This window comes from Streptomyces sp. NPDC052910 (genome assembly GCF_055585605.1).
Window position 1 is genome coordinate 88,559 of record NZ_JBVJJR010000006.1, and the last position, 19,478, is coordinate 108,036.

The following is a 19,478-nucleotide window of genomic DNA, read 5'->3' on the forward strand; positions in this document are numbered from 1 at the left end:
TGCCTGCGCGGCGGGGGCCGGAAGGCGCGGTGCCATGGCACGGGTGGGCGGACGGGTGGTGCGGGACATGGGAAGGGGTGACGCGTGATGTCGGTGCCGTCCGAGGACGCCGGCCGGGTGCGGGTGCTGGAGGTCGACAGCGCCGCGTACCGGCGGGCGTTCGAGCGCTTCCTGGCCGGAACGGACGAGAAGGAGGACATGGAGGCCCGCCTGGTCGCCCTCGTCGAGGGGCTCGGAAGGCGCCGGGTGTTCCTGGACGTGGGCGCGGGTGACGGGCGGACCACCGCCCGGCTGGCTCCGTACTTCGAGCGGACGGTCGCCGTGGAGCCCGGCGCCGCCATGCGGGAGGCGCTGCTGCGGGCGTGTCCCGGTGCCGAGGTGGTGGCGGAGCCCGTGGGCCGCGCCGATCCCGGCGTGCGGGCGGACCTGGTCCTCCTCTCGCACGTGCTGTACTACCTGCCCGAGGAGGAGTGGCCCGGCATCCTCGACCGGGTGTTCGACTGGGTGGCGCCCGGCGGCACTCTCGTCGTCCTGCTGCAGAACCCGGACAACGCGTGCATGCGTATGGTGCGGCACTTCACCCGGGCCCGGTTCGACCTGCGGCCCGCCACCCGGAGGCTGGTGGAGCGGCAGGGCGGGCGGGTGGCCGGCTGGTCCCTGGAGACGGTCGACAACCGGTACCGCACGGCCGACCCACGCGACGCCGTGGACACCGCCGAGTTCATGATCAACGTGCCGGGTCTGCGGGACGCCGACCCGCTTCCCGCCCGCGCGGACCTGGCCGCGTACGTGGAGAAGCACTTCGCCCGGCCCGACGGCACGTACGTCATCGGCCACGCCCACGACATCCTGCGCGTTCGCCGGGTGGCGGACCCGCGCGGCTGAGAGCCGCCGCGTTTCGTCGGCGCAATCCCGCCCGACCTGGGTATACGGGCTGCGAACGACAGGCGGAACCCTGGGAAGGGGCAGACGACAGCATGCGAAGCGTCGGAGTGGAAGAGGAGCTCCTCCTGGTGGATCCGGGCAGCGGCGAGCCGCGGGCCGTGGCCGGGACGGTGCTGGCACTGGAGGATCTGGCCCGCGGGGACGACCCGGAGCTGGAGAAGGAGCTCCAGCGGGAGCAACTGGAGACCGCCACGCGGCCGACGGCCGACATGACGGACCTGGCGGCGGAGATCCGGCGGCGGCGGGCCACGGCCATCGAGCGGGCCGGGGCCGTCGGTGCCGCGGTCGCGGCCCTGGCCACCTCACCGTTGCCGGTGGACCCGTCGCTGAGCGCGGGCCGGCGGTACCAGCAGGTGGCCGAGGAGTTCGGGCTCACGGCCCAGGAGCAGCTCACCTGCGGGTGTCATGTGCACGTGAGTGTCGAGTCCGACGAGGAGGGTGTGGCGGTCCTGGACCGGATCCGTCCCTGGCTGGCTCCCCTGCTGGCGCTGAGCGCCAACTCCCCGTTCTGGCAGGGCCACGACAGCGGGTACAGCAGTTACCGGAGTCAGGTGTGGGGGCGCTGGCCGTCGGCGGGGCCGGTCGAGGTGTTCGGCGGTCCCGAGCGGTACCACGCCCACGTCCGGCAGTTGCTCGACACCCGGACGCTGCTGGACAAGGGCATGATCTATTTCGACGCGCGGCTGTCGCGCAACTACCCCACCGTGGAGATCCGGGTGTCCGACGTGTGCCTGGACCCGGACGACACGGTGCTGGTGGCGGCGCTGGCCCGGGGCCTGGTGGACACCGCGGCCCGGGACTGGCGGGCCGGCCGCCCGCCGGAGCCGGTGTCCGTGGGGCTGCTGCGGCTGGCGTCGTGGCGGGCGTCGCGGTCCGGTGTGGCGGACGGGCTGGTGCACCCGGTGGACTGGACTCCGGCGCCGGCGGAGGCGGTGGTGCGGTCGCTGGTGGACCACGTCCGCGACGCGCTCTCGGACTCCGGGGACCTCGCCCTGGTGGAGGAGTCCCTTGACCGGCTGCTCGCCCGGGGCGGCGGCGCCGACCTCCAGCGCGCGACGCTGGCCCGTACCGGCGAGCTGCCGGCGGTCGTCAAGGAGGCGATCGAGCGGACGGCGTCGTGAGCGGCCGCTCCGCCGCCCCCGGGCGGTGAAGGTGCCCCTGCCCCGCTCCTCGTCACCGTTGTCACCGTTTCTCGCGGGAGCGCTTCTCGCGGGAGCGCACCCCAGTAACCCCGCTCCTCGCGGTCTTCCTTTTCGGTTTGCCCGGCGGCGGGCCCCGGCCGAGACTGAAGGGAGCGGGAGGTAACGCCGGTGACCGTGACCGTGGCCCTGGCCGGGGACACCATGCTGGGACGCGGCGTCGCCGAACGACTGGCGGCGGCGCCCGCCCCCGACACGCTGGTCTCCCCCGGAGTGCGGGAGGCCCTGGCCGAGGCCGACCTCTTCGTCCTCAACCTGGAATGCTGCGTCTCCGCGCGCGGGGAGCCCTGGCCCGCACCCGGCAAGCCCTTCTTCTTCCGGGCGCCCCCGGTGGCCGCGCGGGTTCTCGCCCGGCTCGGGGTGGACTGCGTCAACCTGGCCAACAACCACGCCCTCGACTACGGGGCCGACGCCCTCGCCGACACCCTGGAGCTGCTGGGCGAGGCGGGGATCGCGGTGGTGGGGGCGGGTGCCGACGCGGCCCGGGCCCGCGCGGGCGCGGTGCTGGAGGCGCGTGGGCGGCGGTTCGCCGTCCTCGGCGCCACCGACCACCCGGAGGACTTCGCCGCCGGCCCGGACCGCCCCGGCGTGGCCTGGGCCGACCTCCCTCACGGCCTGCCCGCCTGGCTGCGCGACGCGGTGGCGGCGGCCGCCCGGGACGCCGACGCGGTGCTCGTCACCCCGCACTGGGGGCCCAACATGACGTCGTCCCCGCCGGGTTACGTCCGCGAGGCCGCCGCCCGACTGCACGAGGCCGGCGCCGCCCTCGTCGCCGGGCACTCGGCCCACGTCTTCCACGGCGCCGGCCGGCGGACCCTGTACGACATGGGCGACTTCGTCGACGACTACGCCGTGGACCCGTTCCTCCGCAACGACCTCGGCCTCCTCTTCCTCGTCACCTTCGACGACGCCGTCCCGGTCCGCCTGGAGGCCGTCCCCCTCGAACTCGGCTACGGACACACGCAACTCGCCTCGGAGGGCGGACGGGCATGGGTCCACCACCGCTTCTCCCGGGCGTCGGCGGACTTGGGCACGACGGTCACCCTGGCGGAGGGCGGGCGACCGGCGGTCGACTGGGAAGCGCGCTCCGGTCCGCCCGGGGGCACCCCCTCCGGGGAAAGGTGAGGGCGACCGAGCGAGGCGGCTTCGCGCGCGGGCCACTCCGGCCGACGGCCCGGGATGGCGCCCGTCGTGTACCTGTGCGGCATCGGTGGAATCACCGCGAGACACGCCCTCGATGCCGCCGCCCGAACGCCTGAGCCCTCATACCATCGGCCGGGACCTTCCCCGCCGGGATCTTCCCCTGAGTCCCCTCAGCCCCCTCAGCCCCTCCGTCCCCCCTCCCCGACGACGACCGTCCAGAGAGGCCCGTCCGTGCACCGCTGGCTTTCCGAACGGCGACGATCGACGGTGAGCCTGGCCCTCGCGGCAGGCACGGCGGCGGTCCTCCCCCACCGCAGCGTGGCGGACGTCTCGGCGGCGGACACCGGCGTGTTCGTCCTCTTCGCCTACCTGCTCCCCTACCTCGTCATGACCTTGTCCGCCTTCTGGGGCGTCGACCCGGAACAGGTCCGGTCCTGGGCGCATCGCGAAGCTCGCGGCACGTTCATGCAGCGCTACGTCCTCGGAACCGCGCCCGGGCCCGGGGGGTCGCTCTTCATCGCGGCCTCCGCTCTGGTGGTGGCGGTGCTGTGGCTCCCCGGCCACCTCCCCACCGCCATCTCCGCCGTCCCCCGCACGCTGGTGGCGCTCGCGCTGGTCGTCGTCGCCTGGATCTGCGTGGTGCTGGCCTTCGCGGTCACCTTCCAGGCCGACAACCTCGTGGAGAACGAGCGGGCGCTCGACTTTCCCGGACAGGAGGCCCCGGCCTGGGCCGACTACGTCTACTTCGCCTTGGCGGCGATGACGACGTTCGGCACCACCGACGTCAACGTGACCTCGCGCGAAATGCGGCGGACCGTGGCGGCGAACACGGTCATCGCCTTCGTCTTCAACACCGTCACGGTGGCGAGCCTGGTGTCCGCCCTGGGCGGCCGCTAGCCACCGTGAACCACCGCGGCGGGAGCGCAGCGGCCGCCGGTACGACGGTCGGCGACGGGCCGCGCGGTCGGCGCCGGTGCGCGACCGCGTGGGTGGACGGGTCGCCGGCCGGCTCCGCGGTCTCCCGGCGATCCGCGGCCCGGCCGCCGGCAGGCCGGCGCTTCCCGCGGCCGCGCTCACCACCCGCGCCGGATACGCCCGGTGCCCGGCCGCGGTGTGCGCCGACGGCCGAACGAGCCCGGTCCGGACGCGGTGTCGCACCCGTGCGGACGCTCACACCGGCCGGCTCGGCCACGCGGGCCGCCGCGCGCGGACAAGCCTCGCTTACGGCAGCGTCCGCCCGCCGAAGCGCTCCTCGAAGCGGTTGAAAGCCGCTTCCTGTTTCCACTCCACCGCCGCCTTCGGACTGCCCGCGAGCAGCGCCGCGCAGGCCGGCCGCGGCCGGGCCGCACCGGGCCGGTCGTGCGCGCAGGCGGGCCCGACGGCGAACCCGCCCCGCGACCGCCACACGCTGCGCCCGGGCAGGAAGCCGTACTCCACCGAGGTCCGGGCGAGCTCCTTGAGCGCCCGGTACCCGAGCCCGTGAGCGGTCACGGCCCGCTCGTACTCGGCGGTGATGTCACTCCGTTCCACCCCCGCGTCGTCGGTGGCGAGAGCGACGGGCACCCCGTGCTCGCGGTACCGCGCGAAGGGGTGACGGTCCCCGTCCACGCCCAGGATCTGCGCGTTGCTGACGAGGGGGATCTCGACGAGGACGCGCCGTTCCGCCATCGTCGCCAGCAGTTCGTCGGAGGCGTCCTCCCAGCCGATGTCCACACCGTGCCCGATCCGCCGGGCGTATCCGGTGAGCACCGCCTGGCGGATGTGGGAGCGCAGGTCCTCCGGCCCGACCAGACCGGGGACCAGTTCGCCCGCGTGCAGGGTGACGGGAACGTCCGGGTACCAGTCGTGCAGCCGGCGCAGCATGCGCATGTGCAGCGCGTAGTCCCGCAGGGCCACGGCGCCGTCCTCGGGCGCCACGAGGTTGACGGAGACGAACCGCCGGTCGCGCCGGGCGAGTTCGAAGCCGAGCAGCAGCTCGGTGAAGACCTGCTCGGGGGCGGCGGAGCGGTCGACCTGGGTGATGAAGCGGACGGCCAGGCCGCAGCCCGGGTGGGGCCGCCGTGTCCCGCAGCGGGAGGCGGCGCGGAACTCGGCCCCGGCCCGGTCCATGGCGGCGCGGGCCCGCGCGACGAGCCGGCCGAGCCCGTCCCGGGCGAGCAGCCGGCCGCGCAGTCGGGCGAGGTCCGGGTCGAAGCCGGCCCGGGAGGCGAGCGCGGCCACCCCGGCGGTGGCATGGGTGACCATGGTCTCCAGGTAGAACTGGTGCTGGGCGGCGGCACGGTCGGCGACCTCGCTCAGCAGCCGGCCCATGTGCCCGGTCTCCACCGGCTCGAACTTCTCGAAGGTGGCGAAGAAGTGGTCGTGGCCGGACTCGCGGCCGCCGGGGCGGAAGTCCTGCATGGACCAGGCGCGGACGAGGTGCCGGTGGAACGCCCGGTCGGCGTGGACGTCGGCGGTCGGCCGGGCGCCCGCCGGGCAGGGCGGCGGCACGGCGCGCAGCCGCTCCTTCTCGATGCACAGCCCGTCCTGGGCGGCGAGGTCCACCAGCAGCTCGGTACCGGCGGCGCCGCCGAGGTGGTTGTGCAGGTCGGCGCCCTTGGGCAGGGCGCGGAGGAAGGCCCGCAGGGCACGCCGGTCGGTCCGTACGGCCTCCATGTAGGCGGCGGTCGCGGCCTCGGGGCCGGGCGGTGCGGCGGCCCGCCGGTCGCGGCCCGGAGGCCCCCAGGCGGGCAGCACGGCGGCGCAGAGGACGGCGGCCAGGGTGCCGCGCAGCAGCGTACGTCGTGAGCTCACGGAACCTCCTGGCGGCTGCCGTCGTCCGGTCCGGGTGATGACTCCGGCGATGACTCGGGGATGGCACTGGTCGTGACATGGGTGATGGCACTGGTCTACCGCCTGGTTACCGCCGTTCACCACGGCAACGCGGCATCACACGCACAACGGGCCTGACCGTCTTGCGCAGTTGACGTCCCGGACACCCGGCGTTCCACGAGAACGACGCTCCTCGGGTGAGGGTCACGGCCTGCCGCCGAACGATCCGCTCCGCACAGGGGACTGCCGCGCCGCGTACGCGAACCGTCACGCGCTGCGCCCGGACCGGTCGCGGACGGTCGCGTGGCCGCCGGTGGCGGCAGAATGGAAGCGGGGACACCCGAGCGAGGAGTGAGCCATGGAGCACACGACCGAGTGGCGGATCCGGCTGGACCTCTCCGAGGACGGCGGCACCACGAAGGCGCGCGCGGTCCTCGACACCGGCGCCGCCTCCCTCACGGGGCAGGGCGTCGCCCGCTGCGCACCGGGCGACCAGGACGTCCCGGTGATCGGTGACGAGTTCGCCGCGGGCCGCGCGCTGCGCGACCTCGGGGAGCGGCTGATCGGCACGGCGGAGCGGGACGTGGCGACGCGCGGGGCCGGGCCGGAGCCGCGGCGGTCGCCGATGTACGGCTGGGAGTTGTGAACGACTGGATCGGGGGGCACGGCGGTCCCGGCGCGGCCGGGCGGCTCGCGGACCGGGTGCGGGCACCCGTACGGCGTCCACGCGCTCCCGGAGCCGGCGGGGACCCGGCTCGCGCGCTCCCGCCCCCGCCCGTCACGCACGCCGCCACCGTCGGCGTCGCCGCCGCCGGACGACCTCACCCATGCTCCCGCCGGAGCACGTCCAGAACCACCGCGCCGTCCACGGTCTCCTTGGCGACCAGCAGGTCCGCCAGGTGGTCGAGGGCCGCGCGGTGCTCCCGGAGCAGGCCCAGCGCGCGTTCCTCGGCCTGCCCCAGCAGCCGGGCCACTTCCTGGTCGACGATCCGCTGGGTCTGCTCCGAGTAGGGCCTGCGCTGCAGCTCCTCGGCCGTCTCGCCGAGGAGTTGCTGCCCGGGCGCGGCGTAGCCGACCGGTCCCAGCACGCTGGACAGCCCGAACTCCCGCACCATGCGGGTGGCGATGAGGGTGGCGCCCGCCAGGTCGTTGGCGGCTCCGGTCGAGCCCTCGCCGAAGACGACCAGTTCCGCGGCCCGGCCGCCGAGCCGGACGGCGAGCAGGTCGGTGAGGTAGCCCTCGCTGTACAGGTGCCGTTCCGCCTCGGGGAGTTGCTCGGTGACGCCGAGGGACACCCCGGCGGGCAGGATGGTGACCTTGGCGACGGGGTCGGCGTGTTCGCAGAGGGCGGCGACGAGGGCGTGGCCGGACTCGTGGACGGCCACCGAGCGGCGTTCCTCGGGGAGCAGGGCGTTGGAGGTCTCCCGGCGGCCGAGGAGCACCCGGTCGCGGGCGGTGTCGAGGTCGTGGGCGGTGAGGACGGCGCGGTCCGCGCGGACGGCGTTGATGGCGGCCTCGTTGACGAGGTTGGCGAGGTCGGCACCGGAGAAGCCGGGGGTGGCGCGGGCGACGGTGTCGAGGTCGACGTCCGGGTCCAGGGTCTTGCCGCGGGCGTGCACGGCGAGGATGGCGGCCCGTTCCGTCTGGTTGGGCAGCGGCACGGTGACCTGCCGGTCGAAGCGGCCGGGGCGCAGCAGGGCGGGGTCGAGGGCGTCGGGCCGGTTGGTGGCGGCGAGGACGACGATGCCGGTGCTCTCGTCGAAGCCGTCCATCTCGGCGAGGAGCTGGTTGAGGGTCTGCTCGCGTTCGTCGTTGCCGCCGAGCCGGGTGCCGCCGCCGCGCCGGCCGCCGACGGCGTCGATCTCGTCGATGAAGATGATGGAGGGCGCCCGTTTGCGGGCCTCGTCGAAGAGGTCGCGGACCCGGGAGGCGCCGACGCCGACGAACATCTCGACGAACGCGGAGCCGGTCACGGAGAGAAACGGCACGTCGGCCTCGCCGGCGACGGCGCGGGCGAGGAGGGTCTTGCCGGTGCCGGGCGGCCCGACCATGATCACACCGCGTGGTCCCTTGGCGCCGGCCCGGGCGTACCGCTCGGGGCTGCGCAGGAAGTCGACGACCTCGCCGATCTCCTGTTTGACCCCGTCGTAGCCGGCGACGTCGGCGAAGCCGGTGGTGGGCCGCTCGGCCTCGATGATCTTCGCGCGGGAGCGGCCGATGGCGCTGATGCCGCCGGACAGCGAGCCGGCGGCACGGCGGGCGCCCCAGAGGAAGAAGGCGCCCAGGAACAGCAGCGGCAGGAACGCCAGCAGCACGGACAGCCAGGGGCTGCCCTGCCCGCTGCGGGAAGCGGTGATCTCCACGTGGTGGGCCTGGAGCCGCTGTTCGAGCTGCCCGGCGCCGAGGGCGGTCGGCAACTGGGTGGTGAACTCGGTGCCGTCCGTGAGCCGGCCGGTCACCGTGCCCTTGTCGCCGATGTCGACGCTCCGCACCCGCCCGGCGTCCACCGAGGCGACGAAGTCGCTGTAAGACCGTTCGCGGGTCTCCCCGCCGGGCAGGCCGCGGGCGAGCAGGACGATGATCACGAACAGCACCAGGACGAAGGCCAGCACCCAGCGGCCCCAGCTCGGCCCGGGCTGCGGCGGGGGGCGCCGGGGCGGCTCGGGCGGGGGCCCGGGGCGCCCGGGCGGCGCCAGGTGCCGGTGCGGCAGGCGAATACGTGTGATCACGGACCGCTCTCTCTCGTGGGCGGCACGGCCGGCGCCGTCCCGGTCGTCCCGGTTGTTCCGGTCATCCCATTCGTCCAGGATCGGGGATCGCAGCCCGACCCGGCAGGGCCGAACGGGGTCCCACTGGGCCACTCGGGGCATGCGCCCCAGCTCAGCGGGGTACTCGGCACGGACGCCGCGGGTGACCCGCCCGGACGGACCCGTCCCGGCGTGCCGGGCGCCCGGCCGTCCCGTACGGTCGAGCCGAGGCCCGGCGAGGCGGCAGCAGCCGACGGCGGACGACGGCACGACGGCACGACGCAAAGGAGCTCCCGGTGACCAACCCGGACAGCGCGGATCACGTCAGCGTCCATCTGACCAACTGCGGCCGGGAGACCGCCGACGCGGTCATCGCCGCCCTCGACGCCGCCTTCCCCACCTCCCCCGGCACCGTGCTCGCCGAGCGGAGCGAGGGCCGGGGGACGGCGCCGGGCAAGCCCGTCGTCTGGTGCACGGTGGTCGACACCCGCGCCCGCCGGCCGCGCACCGACCCCGGCCCCGTCCCGCTCGACGCCCCCGTGACCGTGGACCTCTTCGGCGCCGCCCAGCCCGTGCGGCAGGTGCGGGACGAGCTGGCCGGGGCCTTCGGCGTCGAGGAGCACGGCACCGTCCCGGGCGAGCACGAGCTGGAGGTCCGCCTCCTGCTGACGCCGGTCACCGGCGCCTCGTCCGCCGGCTGAACCGGCCCGCCGCGGGACGGCCGGAGCGGCGGACGCCCGGAGCGGCGGACGCCCGGAACCCCGTACCGTACGTCGCATGGCACAACAGACGGTTCCCGAGGACCGCCCCCCGGCTCCTCCCGCCCGGCGTCCGCGCCGGACACTGCCCGTTCTCCTGGTGTCGGTGGCCGCCTCCTCCCTCCTCCTGACGTCCTGCGGCACCGACCACGGCCCCCGCGACGACCTCCGGCGCCCCGGCACGACGGGCGGCGCGACCCCAAGCGCCGACGCGACACCCACCCACGCGGACGCGGACGAAGAGGCGGACGACACCCTCGACGAGGACGACGAGGGCGCCGGCGACGACATCCCCGACGACGCCGAGGACGACGAGGCGGCGGACCCCGACGCCGAGGACGAGGACGACGGAGAAGCCGACGAGGAGACCTCAGAGTCCGCCTACGACGACGGCTTCGACACCGGCCGGGACGTCCTGGAGGCCCGCGGCAAGGGCGCGGCCGTCCGCGAGGTCGTCTGGGGCGGCTGCGAGAAACGCGCCCACCAGGCCGGCACCGCCTACCCGGACGCCTGGACCCGCGGCTGCCGCAAGGGGGTACAGGCCGTCCGCGGGGAGTGACCCGGGCGCGCAGCGCCCCCGCTCGCGGCCCGTCGCGCGGGGGTCAGGTCACGCGGTGCAGCCAGCCGTGGCGGTCTTCCGTGCGGCCGAACTGGATGTCCAGGACGTGCTCGCGGAGGGCCAGGGTCTTCTTTCCCGGGGTGCCGTCGGCGATGGGGAAGGTGTGGTCGTCGCTCTTGAAGCCGACGATGGGGGTGACGACCGCGGCCGTGCCGGCGGCGAAGACCTCGGTGATGCGGCCGTCGGCGGCGGCGGTGCGGAGTTCGTCGAGGGTGACGGTCCGTTCGACGGGGGTGAGGCCGAGGTCCGGGGCGAGGGTGAGGACGGTGTCGCGGGTGACGCCTTCCAGGATGGTGCCGAGGGACGGGGTGACGAGTTCGTCGTCGGAGGTGATCAGGCAGAGGTTCATGGTGCCGGACTCCTCGAGGGTGCCCCGGCCCGCGCTGTCCAGGAACAGGACCTGGTCGCAGCCGTTGCGCTGGGCCTCGATCTGGGCGGCCAGGCCGCCGGCGTAGTTGCCGCCGCACTTGGCGGCGCCGGTGCCGCCCGGGGATGAGCGGGTGTAGCGGCTGCTGATCCAGAGGGTGACGCCGGTGACGCCGGAGGGGAAGTAGGGGCCCGCCGGACTGGCGATGACCGAGTAGCGGGCCTCCGCGGTGGGGCGCACGCCGAGGAACGCCTCGGAGGCGAACATGAAGGGGCGCAGGTAGAGGCTCTCCTCACCGGTGGGGACGGGGACCCAGGGTTCGTCGGCCCGGACCAGTTCCCCGACGCTCGCGAGGAAGTCCTCCTCGGGCAGTTCGGGCAGGGCGAGCCGCCGCGCGGAGCGGGCGAAGCGGCGGGCGTTGGCCTCCGGACGGAACAGCCAGACGCTGCCGTCGGCGTGCCGGTAGGCCTTCAGCCCCTCGAAGATCTCCTGCGCGTAGTGCAGGACGGCGGTGCTGGGGTGCAGGGTGAACGGCGTGAGCGGGCCGATGCCGCGGTCGTGCCAGCCGCCGTCCCGCGTCCACGTGGCGGTGGCCATGTGGTCGGTGAAGTACCGGCCGAAGCCCGGCGCCGCGAGCCGCGCGGCGCGCTCGGCCGCGGGGACGGGACGGGTCGTCCGGGTCAGGGGGAAGGCGGTGCTCATGGCCGGCTCCTCACGCTGGGCGGTCCCGCCATGGTAGGCGCGGTCGGGGGCGGGCGGACCGGGCGTGCGGTGGCTCAGCGGGCGCGGGCGGCCCCGACGTCGGAGACGTCCACGGCGAAGCGGCCCGTCGCCCAGGCCATCGCGTCGCCGAACTGGCCGAGGATCGTCCGGTCCAGGTGGGAGAGCGTGTCGCAGGTCTGGTGGTAGCAGGGGTCGGTGAGTTGTCCGGCGGTGCCGCCGAACAGCCGCTGCCACTCGGGGGACTTGAGGTGGTTGTAGCCGGCGGAGCCGCCCCCGGCGGGGATGCCGGCGGCCATGAACGGCGCGAAGTCGGACCGGCCGTCGAACTCCAGCGGGACGGTGGGCAGTCCGCGCCGGGCGAAGCGGTCGGTGAAGACCTTCTCGACGGTATCGGTACCGGGCGGCACGGCGCCGGTGCCGTGGTAGACCATCCGGGCGTAGTTGGGTGAGGCGATGGTCTCGAAGTTGAGGACGAGCGCGGTCTCCCGGCGCTCCTGGGCGCTCAGCCCGTCGACGTAGTGACCCGAGCCGATCATGCCCTCCTCTTCCGCGCCCCAGAAGGCGAACCGCACCCGGTTCCGGACCTCGCCGCTGTGCGGGGCGAGCCGCAGGGCGGTCTCCAGGACCATGGCCGCGCTGCTGCCGTTGTCGTTGAGGCCGGGGCCCTCGGTGGCGCTGTCCAGGTGCGAGCCGAGGACGACGGTGCGGTCGGCGCGGCCGGTGGGGGTGTCGGCGAGGAGGTTGTACGAGTCGGTGGTGACGGCCCGGCCGCGCAGGTCGAGGAAGAGCTCGACGGGCCCGCGGGCGGCGTCCGCGGCGAGCTGTTCCGCCTCGCCGCGCGGCAGGTTGGCGGTGGGGACACGGGCGACGGCGGGCGGCCGGACGGTGGAGCGGATGTTCATCTCCGCCGGCTGCTGGTCGACGTTCACCAGCAGGACGGCGGCGCCGGCCCCGGCGGCGAGTTCGGTCTTGCGGGCCAGGTCGCAGCCGCCGTACCGGGCGAGGACGGCGCGGCCGCGGACGTCCGCGGTGTAGTCCGCGGCGTCGCAGCCGGACGCGTTCCCCGGCAGGACGGCCAGGCGTCCGCGCCACCCGCCGTCCGGGGTGGCGGGCGAGAAGCGGGCGAGCAGCGGGTGCAGGGTGCGCCGGGCGGGGGCGGTGACCTCGGCCGTCTGGGCGACGGGCACGCTGTCGGGGAAGGAGAAGCGCTGGACGCGGACCCGGTAGCCGGCCTCGGTCAGCCGCCGGGTGACGTAGCGGGCCGACGCGTCGTACCCCTCGGTGCCGGCCGCGCGGACGCCGCCGTGGTCGTCGGCGGCGCGCTGGAACGCCTCCAGGTGGCGCCAGGCCCCGGCCGCGGTGACCTCCGCCGCTAGCCGTCCGGCCAGCCGCTCGGCGTCCGCCGCCGGTCCGGCCGGACGGCTGGCGGCGGCCGGACCGGCGGCGGACGCCGGGGCGGCGACGGCCTCGGGGGCGGCGGCGGTGGCCGCCAGGAGCGCGGCGCAGGCCAGGACGCGGGCCGGGGCCGTGGCCCGGAAGGGCGTGGGGAAGGGCGTACGAGCCAGGGCCGCGCGCCACCGGGCGCGCGCCGGGCGGTCGGGGACGGGACGGGCGCCGGACGCCTCGGGGGACACCGGGGCGGCGGGTGCTGTTCGTTGGGCACCGGGAACCGTCCGCCGCATCATCCGTCGCGATGACATCCGTCGCAAAGACATCTGGAGTCCCCCGATACCCGTCCGGTCCGCACCTGGTGTGGCGGGGCAGCCTAACGCGCCCGCCGGGGCGCGCAAGAGGACGAACGGCGGTTTCGGGCCGATGTCCGACAGGCCCGAACGGCCGCTCCGCGCCCTCCGTTTCGCCGATTGACCGCCTTCGGAAGGGCCGTGAGAATCGGAACATCCCGTTCACCTCGCGCCCGACCGTCGCCGGCCGTCGCTGGCCGTCCCCGGCCGGGCATGACCGAGCGGCGCCGGACGGTGCCGGGTGGCGCGTTCCGTACGCTCCGGCGCGTTCGGGGGGCGCAGGTGACGGGTAGGCGCAGCGAGCATGACAGCACGTGAAACTCAGGGGAAAACTCAAGGAGAGGACTGCTCGTGAAACGCCTCACCGCCACACGCCTCGTGGGGGTCGCCGCCGCCGCGGGGATCGCGCTCACCGCCGCCGGGACGGCCGGTGCCGTCCCGGACGGTACGGGGACGAAGACAGCGCCGGCCACACCGACGTGCGGCACCTCCGACCTGCGGATTTCATTCGCCGAGCGGCTCGGCGGCGGGATGAACCACGCCGGCGGCACGCTGGAGCTGAAGAACACCGGCCGCCGGACGTGCGCGCTGCGTGGTTACCCGGGCCTGGGCCTGGCGGACTCCCAGCGCAAGGCGCTGCCCTCGCGCACGGTGTGGGGCAGCACCTGGTACGCGGACGACCCGGGCAACAAGCTCATATACCTGAAGCCCGGCGAGGCCGGTCAGGCCAACGTCGCCTGGACGCACTCCGGCACGGACGCCCGCAAGGGTACGTACCTGCTGGTGACGCCGCCCGCCGCGCGGACCCATCAGGCGGTCCCCCTCGGCGACCTGGTGGACAAGGGCGAGCTGCACGTCACCGCCGTGGCGCACAAGGTGCCGGTCCGCGGCTGAACGCCACCCCAGGCGGGGGAGAACACATCGTCCCGGGCGATGCGCGCGCCGTTCGGCGCAAAAGCGTCGCATCACCCGGGACTTTACTTTTCCCTGATTGCTTCATGACCAACACTTGACTAGCCTCCGGACCGGAAGTGCGGGGCGCCACTCCGCCCGAGCGGGCCCCGACTCCCCTCCCCCGCACCGCCGTTCACTCCATGCGACGGACGCGACGGGACAGCGCCACCAGCACCAGCGGCAAACAGAAGACCCGGGGTACGCCGTCTTCCCACGGCGGACACCCGGGTCCTGGTCAGCGAACGCGCACAGCCGGTCACGAGCTTGGCGGCAGCGGTCGGCGGCGCGTTGCCCAACTCACCCGGAGGGTACCGTGAACCACCCGAATCGGCTACGCGCCGCGATAGCGGCCGACGGCACCACCCCGCTCATCGGCGTCTTCGACATGTTCTCCGCCTCCGTGGCGGCCCGGCACTACGACGGCATGTTCGTCTCCGGCTTCGGCTTCGCCGCCTCCCACTACGGGCTGCCCGACATCGGGTTCATCGCCTGGCCCGACCTCGTCGGCTTCGTCCAGCGGCTGCGCCAGGCGTTCCCCGCGCAGCACCTGCTCGTCGACATCGACGACGGCTACGTGGACCCCGAGACCGCCTGCCACGTGGTGCGTTCGCTGGAGCAGGTCGGCGCGTCCGGTGTGATCCTGGAGGACCAGAAGCGGCCCCGGCGCTGCGGGCACGTGGACGGCAAGCTGATCCTCCCGCTGGAGGAGTACCTGGAGAAACTCGCCATGGTGCTGGAGGCGCGCCGCGACATGGTGGTCGTGGCCCGCACCGACGCCACGGAGGAACCCGAGATCCTGCGGCGCGCCAAGGCGCTGGCGGCCACCGACTGCGACGTGATCCTGGTCGACGGGGTACGCAGCGTCGACCGGATCCGCAAGGTGCGCGACGTCATCGGCGACAAGCCGCTGCTGTTCAACCAGATCGCGGGCGGCAAGTCGCCGCGGCTGTCGCTGCCGGAGCTGTCGGCGCTGGGCGTGGACGTCGCCATCTACAGCACCCCCTGCCTGTTCGCCGCCCAGACGGCGATGGACGAGGCGCTGACCGGACTGAAGCGGGACGACGGGCGGCTGCCCGAGTTCACCCCGGAGTCGGTGGGGGTGGCCGACTGCCTGTCTCTGCTGGAGAGGAACATCTCCCGCCATCACGACCGGGAGCGGACCGGGGAGGCGGAGCCGGAGCCGGTGGCCGTCGGCTGACCCGGGCTCGCGGGACGCCGGGGTCCGTCGCGCCGCCGGGCGGCAGGACGGACCCCGGCCTGTATCCAGCATCCACGGGCCGGGCTTAAGGACTCCGGCGCCCGGCCCCCGGCCCCCAGCCCACGAACCGTCAGCCGCGGGTGCTGCGGCTGCCGAAGCGGCTGCGGACGATCCGCCGCTTGAGCCGGTGGAGGAGCGGCCAGCGGTCCCGGGACGCCCGGGAGTGCCGGTCCAGCTCCTCCGTCAGCCGCTCGGTGCGCTTCTCCACGTCGAGTTCGTCGAGGATGCGGTCGATCTCGGCGAGCAGCGAGCCGTGGAGCTGCCACTGTCCCGGGTGCTCGCGGACCTTGTCGAGCAGCAGGTGGGCGGCCCGGTCGCGGCTCTCCCGGCCGATGGCCAGATCCTCGACGAGCCGGGACTCGGCCTCCTCCGCGTTGGCGCTCACCTGGCTGGTGATCAGCACGGCGAAGCTCTCGAGGGCGCGGGCGAGGTGGTGCAGCACGTCGGTGAGCGCGGCGGCGACGTCCTCGGGGAAGAGGGGCTCGTCGGTGCGCTCACGCGCCAGGTCGGTCAGGGACCGGCACATCACCCGGACCACGACGGCGGAGATCTCCAGCGCGTCCAGCCCGGTGCGCAGCACGATCCGGGAGAGCAGGCCCTCCTTGACCCGGGGGTTGAGCCGGAGACTGTCCTCGGCCTGCCGGAGGGAGACGTCCACCTGGGCGACGTCGTGGTCGAGCCGGCGCGCCTCATGGAGCCGGGCGGCGGCCTCCGAGACGGGGGTGGGCCGGCCCACCTCGGAGCCGAGGTGGCGGAGGAGTCCGCTTATCCGGCGCGCCAGGTCCTGGATGGCGTCGCCGGCCGGCTCCACCCAGACGGGCGGTACCAGCAGCACGTTGAAGAGGAGTCCGACGACGGCTCCGATCACGGTCTCCAGGACCCGGTCCCAGGCGGTCTCCGCCACCCGGGTGACGCCGAGGACGAGCATGGCGCTGATCGCCACCTCGGGGACGAACTCCCCGACGTGGACGAAGCGCCCGATGACCAGTGACGCCAGGATGATCAGTCCCAGGCTCCACCAGGTGAGGCCGACCAGGACGCTGAAGCCGATGGCGATCATGACGCCGGCGACGACGGAGTTCACCCGGCGGATACCGGTGGTCAGGGTGGAGTACAGGGTCACCTGGACGACGAGCAGGGCGGTCAGCGGCGCGGTGAGCGGCGCCGGTTCCTTGCTGAGCGTCAGCGCCACCGCGTACGCGATGACGGCGGCGGCCGTGGACCGCACCGTCTGCGCGACGGCGGGCTCTCTGCCGCGTCGGACCAGGGTCGTCAGAGGTTCGGGAAGATCACGCACCGTAGACGCTTTCCCGATCACTCGCGCGGCAGACCCCGAGGTGAGGCACGCCACCCGGGTGGTCGCGGGGTGCTCTTGCGCCGTACGGCGGCGTGTGTCGCCGGTGGCGGGCGACCGGTACGGCGGGGGCCCGGCCGCGACCCGGCCCGGCCGTCACGAAGGGCGATGCGCCCGGGCGCGCTGCTCCGGCGGGTCCGGCATTCGGGACCTCGCGGCGGTGCGGCGGTGCGGCGGTGGCAGCTTGCCGTCGGCCGTCGTACGGCCCGGCCAGGGGGCCGCCGGACGGGTCCGTCGGTGAGGCTTCGTCAGACGGACGGGGCGGACGAGCCCAGACGAACCCAGACGAACGTTCGAGGCCTCGCGACGGTATCGCGGTGCCGGCGAGGCGGAACCCCTGGCCTGTCGCCGGTGGCCCCGCGGCCGGCCGGACGGCCGCCGGGCGGATCCTTCAGGGCGGATCCGTCAAGGCGGAACGGGATGGAAAAGCCCGCGTCCGAACAGGTGCGGGACGCGGCCACCCTCTGACGGGGCGTCCGGGCGGGCACAAGCCGTCCGGTGGTAACGGGCACGGCCGCCCCGGAGGCGCGGTGGCGCGGGCCGTTCGCAAGCGGACGACGACGGCCGTCGGACGCCCCACCGGGTTCCGTCCGTCAGCGGACCGCGAGCGGGAGGATCACGGCGGCCAGGGCGGAGACGGAGATCAGGAGGCCGGCCAGGAAGGCGATCAGGCGGCGCTGAGTGCGCAGTCGGGCGTCGCGGACCGCGTCCTGGAGGCGGCGGGCGCGTTCGGCCGACGCGCAGGCGGCGAGGAACTCGCGTTCCGGGCCGCTCGGCGGGTACGCCGTCGCCGGTCGGCCGGCCGGGACCTCCTGGGACCGGGACTCGGCAACGGGCACGGCTTCCCCGTCGGGCCCGCACCTGGCGCCCGTCACGGCCCCGGCCTCCATCCCGTCCTCGGCGCCGAGCGCGGTCCCGCCCCCGGCCTCGGCCCCGGCCGCGGTCCCGACCCTGATCCCGGCCGCACTTCCGTCCCCGACCTCGGCCTCAACGCCGACGGCGCCCCCGTCCCCGCCCCCGACCTCAGCCTCGACACCGCCCCCGGTCTTGACCACAGCCTCGACACCGACGGCACTCCCGTCCCCGAACCCGGCCACATCCCCGCCCTCGACCACAGCCCCGACACCGTCCCCGGTCCCGCCCTCACCTCCACCCCCGACCTCAACCTCGACACCGACAGCAGCCCCATCCCCAAACCCGGCCACACCCCCACCCCCGACCTCAACCTCGACACCGCCCCCGGTCCCGCCCTCACCCCGGGCCCCGATCTCAACCTCGGCGCCCACCCCGGCCCCGCCCTCACCCCCGGCGCTCTCACCGCCCCCGGCACCGGAGACGACGCCGGTCCCCGCCCCCGCGAGCCGTCGTCCTCGCCAGAGCGCCGCCGGGTCGCGGCCGGACTCCTTCCAGGCGCGGGCCGCCCGGGCCAGTCGGCGGGCGCGGTCGAGCGCCTCCGGGTTCTCGGCCGTCCAGGCGGCGAGCCGGGGCCAGCCCTGGAGGACGGCGGTGTGGGCGAGGACGGCCCGGTCGTGGTCGAGGGTGAGTACCCGGGCGGCGGCGAGCCGTTCGAGGACGGCGGCCGTGCCGGGGTCGTCGCCGAGTTCGCGGCGGTCGAGGGCGCGCGGCACGCCGTCGTCGCCGGGTTCGGTCAGGCGCAGCAGGATCTCCCGGGCGCGTCGCCGCGGGCCGTCGGCGAGTTCGGCCCAGACCGCCTCGGCGCCCTCGGTGACGGCCGCCTCGAAGCCGCCGGCGGCGTGGAAGCCGGCGAGGGTGAGCCGGTCGCCGTCCCGGTGCCGCCAGGTGGCGAGGAGGGCGGCGGAGAGCAGGGCGAGGCCGCCGGGTTGCCGGTGGGCGCCCGCGACGAGGACGGCGAGCAGGCGGTCCTCGACCGCGCAGTCGGCCGCGGCCGCCGGTTCGGTGACGACACGGGTGAGTTCCTCGGGGGACGGCGGGGCCACGGTCAGCGCCGGACGGGCCAGCAGGGGGTGGTCCGTGAGGCGGTGGTGGAGGTCGGTACGCAGGCCGATCGCCAGTCGGCAGGGAGCGGCGTGCAGGGCGTCGAGGAGGCGGCGGAGGTCCGGCGATGCGGCGGAGTGAAGACGTCCGGCCGGGGCCGGTCCCGGCGGGTGGAGCCGTTCCAACTGGTCGACGACGAGGACGGCGTCGGGGCCGGGGAGCCGGGCGAGGCAGCGGGCGAGTTCGGCGGCGGGGTCGGGACCGGGGACGAAGGTACCGACGGTGGGCGGATGCCCAGTGGTGGCGAGCCGGTGGCTGAGGCCGGCCTGGAGGAGCGAGGTGGTGCCCGCCCCGGAGGCGCCGGTGACGACGACGATGCGGTCCCGGCGTAACCGCTCCAGCGCCGCGTCCACCAGGCGCTCGCGGCCGAAGTAGCGGTCGCCGTCCGCCGCCGTGTACGCGGCGGGTCCGGTGTAGGGCGGCGGCCTGCGGCGGGCGAGGGCGGCGGCCACGGCGTGCCAGCGGTCCTCCCACTCGCCCACGTCGCCGCCGCAGGCACGGACGTACGCGCTGGTGACGGCGAGCGTCGGGAACCTGCGGCCGCCGGCGGCCACCGAGAGGCTGGCCGCCGAGGAGTGGGCGAGGAGGGCGAGCCGGCGGTAGGTGGGGCTGCCGGCCCGTTCGCGCAGGGCCCGCAGGTCCGCGGCGAAGCGCAGCAGGGGGCTGTCACCCGGGTCCAGGGGCCGTTCGCGCCGTGCCACTGCCCTGCCTTTCCAGCCGTGCCGCCCGGCGCCGGGCCGGGGGTGGGGCGGCGGCGCGAGCGAGCCGAACGAGCGGTGACCCTTACGGTAACGGCCCGGCAATGGCCAACAACACTCTGATTTCCGTCAATTCGACAGTGA

Annotated in this window: 15 protein-coding genes; 9 read left to right on the forward strand and 6 right to left on the reverse strand. The window is 75.1% G+C overall.

Annotated elements, in window-relative coordinates; genetic code table 11:
• The first annotated feature begins 87 nt into the window (after positions 1-87).
• The 4 genes from ACZ6X9_RS22220 to ACZ6X9_RS22235 all read left to right on the forward strand — a co-directional run bounded on the left by ACZ6X9_RS22220 (position 88) and on the right by ACZ6X9_RS22235 (position 4,184).
• The gene (locus ACZ6X9_RS22220; RefSeq protein WP_469779720.1) at positions 88-885 is read left to right on the forward strand and encodes a class I SAM-dependent methyltransferase; all 798 of its coding nucleotides are present in this window, start codon (positions 88-90) and stop codon (positions 883-885) included.
• A gap of 92 nt (positions 886-977) precedes the next feature.
• A complete protein-coding gene (locus ACZ6X9_RS22225) occupies positions 978-2,066 on the forward strand; it encodes a glutamate--cysteine ligase (RefSeq protein ID WP_469779721.1) in 1,089 nt (362 codons plus the stop codon).
• 189 nt (positions 2,067-2,255) lie between these two features.
• Positions 2,256-3,269, forward strand: coding sequence for a CapA family protein (locus tag ACZ6X9_RS22230; protein WP_469779722.1), 1,014 nt, complete (start codon positions 2,256-2,258; stop codon positions 3,267-3,269).
• Between the two features lie 285 nt (positions 3,270-3,554).
• Entirely contained in the window at positions 3,555-4,184 is a 630-nt protein-coding gene (locus tag ACZ6X9_RS22235) for a DUF1345 domain-containing protein (protein ID WP_469779723.1), read from the forward strand.
• 324 nt (positions 4,185-4,508) lie between these two features.
• On the opposite strand, the gene ACZ6X9_RS22240 is transcribed toward ACZ6X9_RS22235, so the two are convergent.
• Complete coding sequence (locus ACZ6X9_RS22240; protein WP_469779724.1) at positions 4,509-6,080, reverse strand: adenosine deaminase family protein; 1,572 nt, start codon at positions 6,078-6,080, stop codon at positions 4,509-4,511.
• A gap of 376 nt (positions 6,081-6,456) precedes the next feature.
• Between ACZ6X9_RS22240 and ACZ6X9_RS22245 the strand changes: the two genes are divergently transcribed.
• Positions 6,457-6,744, forward strand: a complete 288-nt coding sequence (locus ACZ6X9_RS22245) for a DUF1876 domain-containing protein (RefSeq protein WP_469779725.1) — start codon at positions 6,457-6,459, stop codon at positions 6,742-6,744.
• Between the two features lie 175 nt (positions 6,745-6,919).
• Here the strand turns inward: ACZ6X9_RS22245 and ftsH are convergent, their stop codons facing one another.
• A complete protein-coding gene (gene ftsH / locus ACZ6X9_RS22250) occupies positions 6,920-8,827 on the reverse strand; it encodes an ATP-dependent zinc metalloprotease FtsH (protein WP_469779726.1) in 1,908 nt (635 codons plus the stop codon).
• A gap of 314 nt (positions 8,828-9,141) precedes the next feature.
• Between ftsH and ACZ6X9_RS22255 the strand changes: the two genes are divergently transcribed.
• Both ACZ6X9_RS22255 and ACZ6X9_RS22260 read left to right on the forward strand, forming a co-directional pair.
• On the forward strand, positions 9,142-9,546 hold the full coding sequence (locus ACZ6X9_RS22255) for a hypothetical protein (protein ID WP_469779727.1): 405 nt from the start codon (positions 9,142-9,144) through the stop codon (positions 9,544-9,546).
• A gap of 76 nt (positions 9,547-9,622) precedes the next feature.
• The gene (locus tag ACZ6X9_RS22260; RefSeq protein WP_469779728.1) at positions 9,623-10,162 is read left to right on the forward strand and encodes a hypothetical protein; all 540 of its coding nucleotides are present in this window, start codon (positions 9,623-9,625) and stop codon (positions 10,160-10,162) included.
• Between the two features lie 43 nt (positions 10,163-10,205).
• Here ACZ6X9_RS22260 and ACZ6X9_RS22265 read toward each other — a convergent pair whose 3' ends face one another.
• Together ACZ6X9_RS22265 and ACZ6X9_RS22270 are read right to left on the reverse strand one after the other, a co-directional pair.
• Positions 10,206-11,291, reverse strand: coding sequence for a branched-chain amino acid aminotransferase (locus tag ACZ6X9_RS22265; protein ID WP_469779729.1), 1,086 nt, complete (start codon positions 11,289-11,291; stop codon positions 10,206-10,208).
• Between the two features lie 74 nt (positions 11,292-11,365).
• Complete coding sequence (locus tag ACZ6X9_RS22270; RefSeq protein WP_469779730.1) at positions 11,366-12,946, reverse strand: M28 family peptidase; 1,581 nt, start codon at positions 12,944-12,946, stop codon at positions 11,366-11,368.
• Between the two features lie 459 nt (positions 12,947-13,405).
• Here ACZ6X9_RS22270 and ACZ6X9_RS22275 point away from each other — a divergent pair, with 459 nt between their 5' ends.
• Entirely contained in the window at positions 13,406-13,948 is a 543-nt protein-coding gene (locus ACZ6X9_RS22275; protein ID WP_469779731.1) for a DUF4232 domain-containing protein, read from the forward strand.
• 373 nt (positions 13,949-14,321) lie between these two features.
• Complete coding sequence (locus tag ACZ6X9_RS22280; RefSeq protein ID WP_469779732.1) at positions 14,322-15,206, forward strand: isocitrate lyase/PEP mutase family protein; 885 nt, start codon at positions 14,322-14,324, stop codon at positions 15,204-15,206.
• Between the two features lie 130 nt (positions 15,207-15,336).
• Here ACZ6X9_RS22280 and ACZ6X9_RS22285 read toward each other — a convergent pair whose 3' ends face one another.
• Both ACZ6X9_RS22285 and ACZ6X9_RS22290 read right to left on the reverse strand, forming a co-directional pair.
• Positions 15,337-16,563, reverse strand: a complete 1,227-nt coding sequence (locus ACZ6X9_RS22285; RefSeq protein ID WP_469779733.1) for an FUSC family protein — start codon at positions 16,561-16,563, stop codon at positions 15,337-15,339.
• A gap of 650 nt (positions 16,564-17,213) precedes the next feature.
• On the reverse strand, positions 17,214-19,337 hold the full coding sequence (locus ACZ6X9_RS22290; RefSeq protein WP_469779734.1) for an nSTAND1 domain-containing NTPase: 2,124 nt from the start codon (positions 19,335-19,337) through the stop codon (positions 17,214-17,216).
• Between the last annotated feature and the right edge of the window lie 141 nt (positions 19,338-19,478).

Excerpts from the sequence above, each read along its gene's own strand:
- ACZ6X9_RS22260 (WP_469779728.1), top strand. The coding sequence starts at position 9,623 with ATGGCACAACAGACGGTTCCCGAGGACCGCCCCCCGGCTCCTCCCGCC.
- ACZ6X9_RS22220 (WP_469779720.1), top strand. The coding sequence starts at position 88 with ATGTCGGTGCCGTCCGAGGACGCCGGCCGGGTGCGGGTGCTGGAGGTC.
- ACZ6X9_RS22265 (WP_469779729.1), bottom strand. The coding sequence starts at position 11,291 with ATGAGCACCGCCTTCCCCCTGACCCGGACGACCCGTCCCGTCCCCGCG.
- ACZ6X9_RS22225 (WP_469779721.1), top strand. The coding sequence starts at position 978 with ATGCGAAGCGTCGGAGTGGAAGAGGAGCTCCTCCTGGTGGATCCGGGC.
- ACZ6X9_RS22245 (WP_469779725.1), top strand. The coding sequence starts at position 6,457 with ATGGAGCACACGACCGAGTGGCGGATCCGGCTGGACCTCTCCGAGGAC.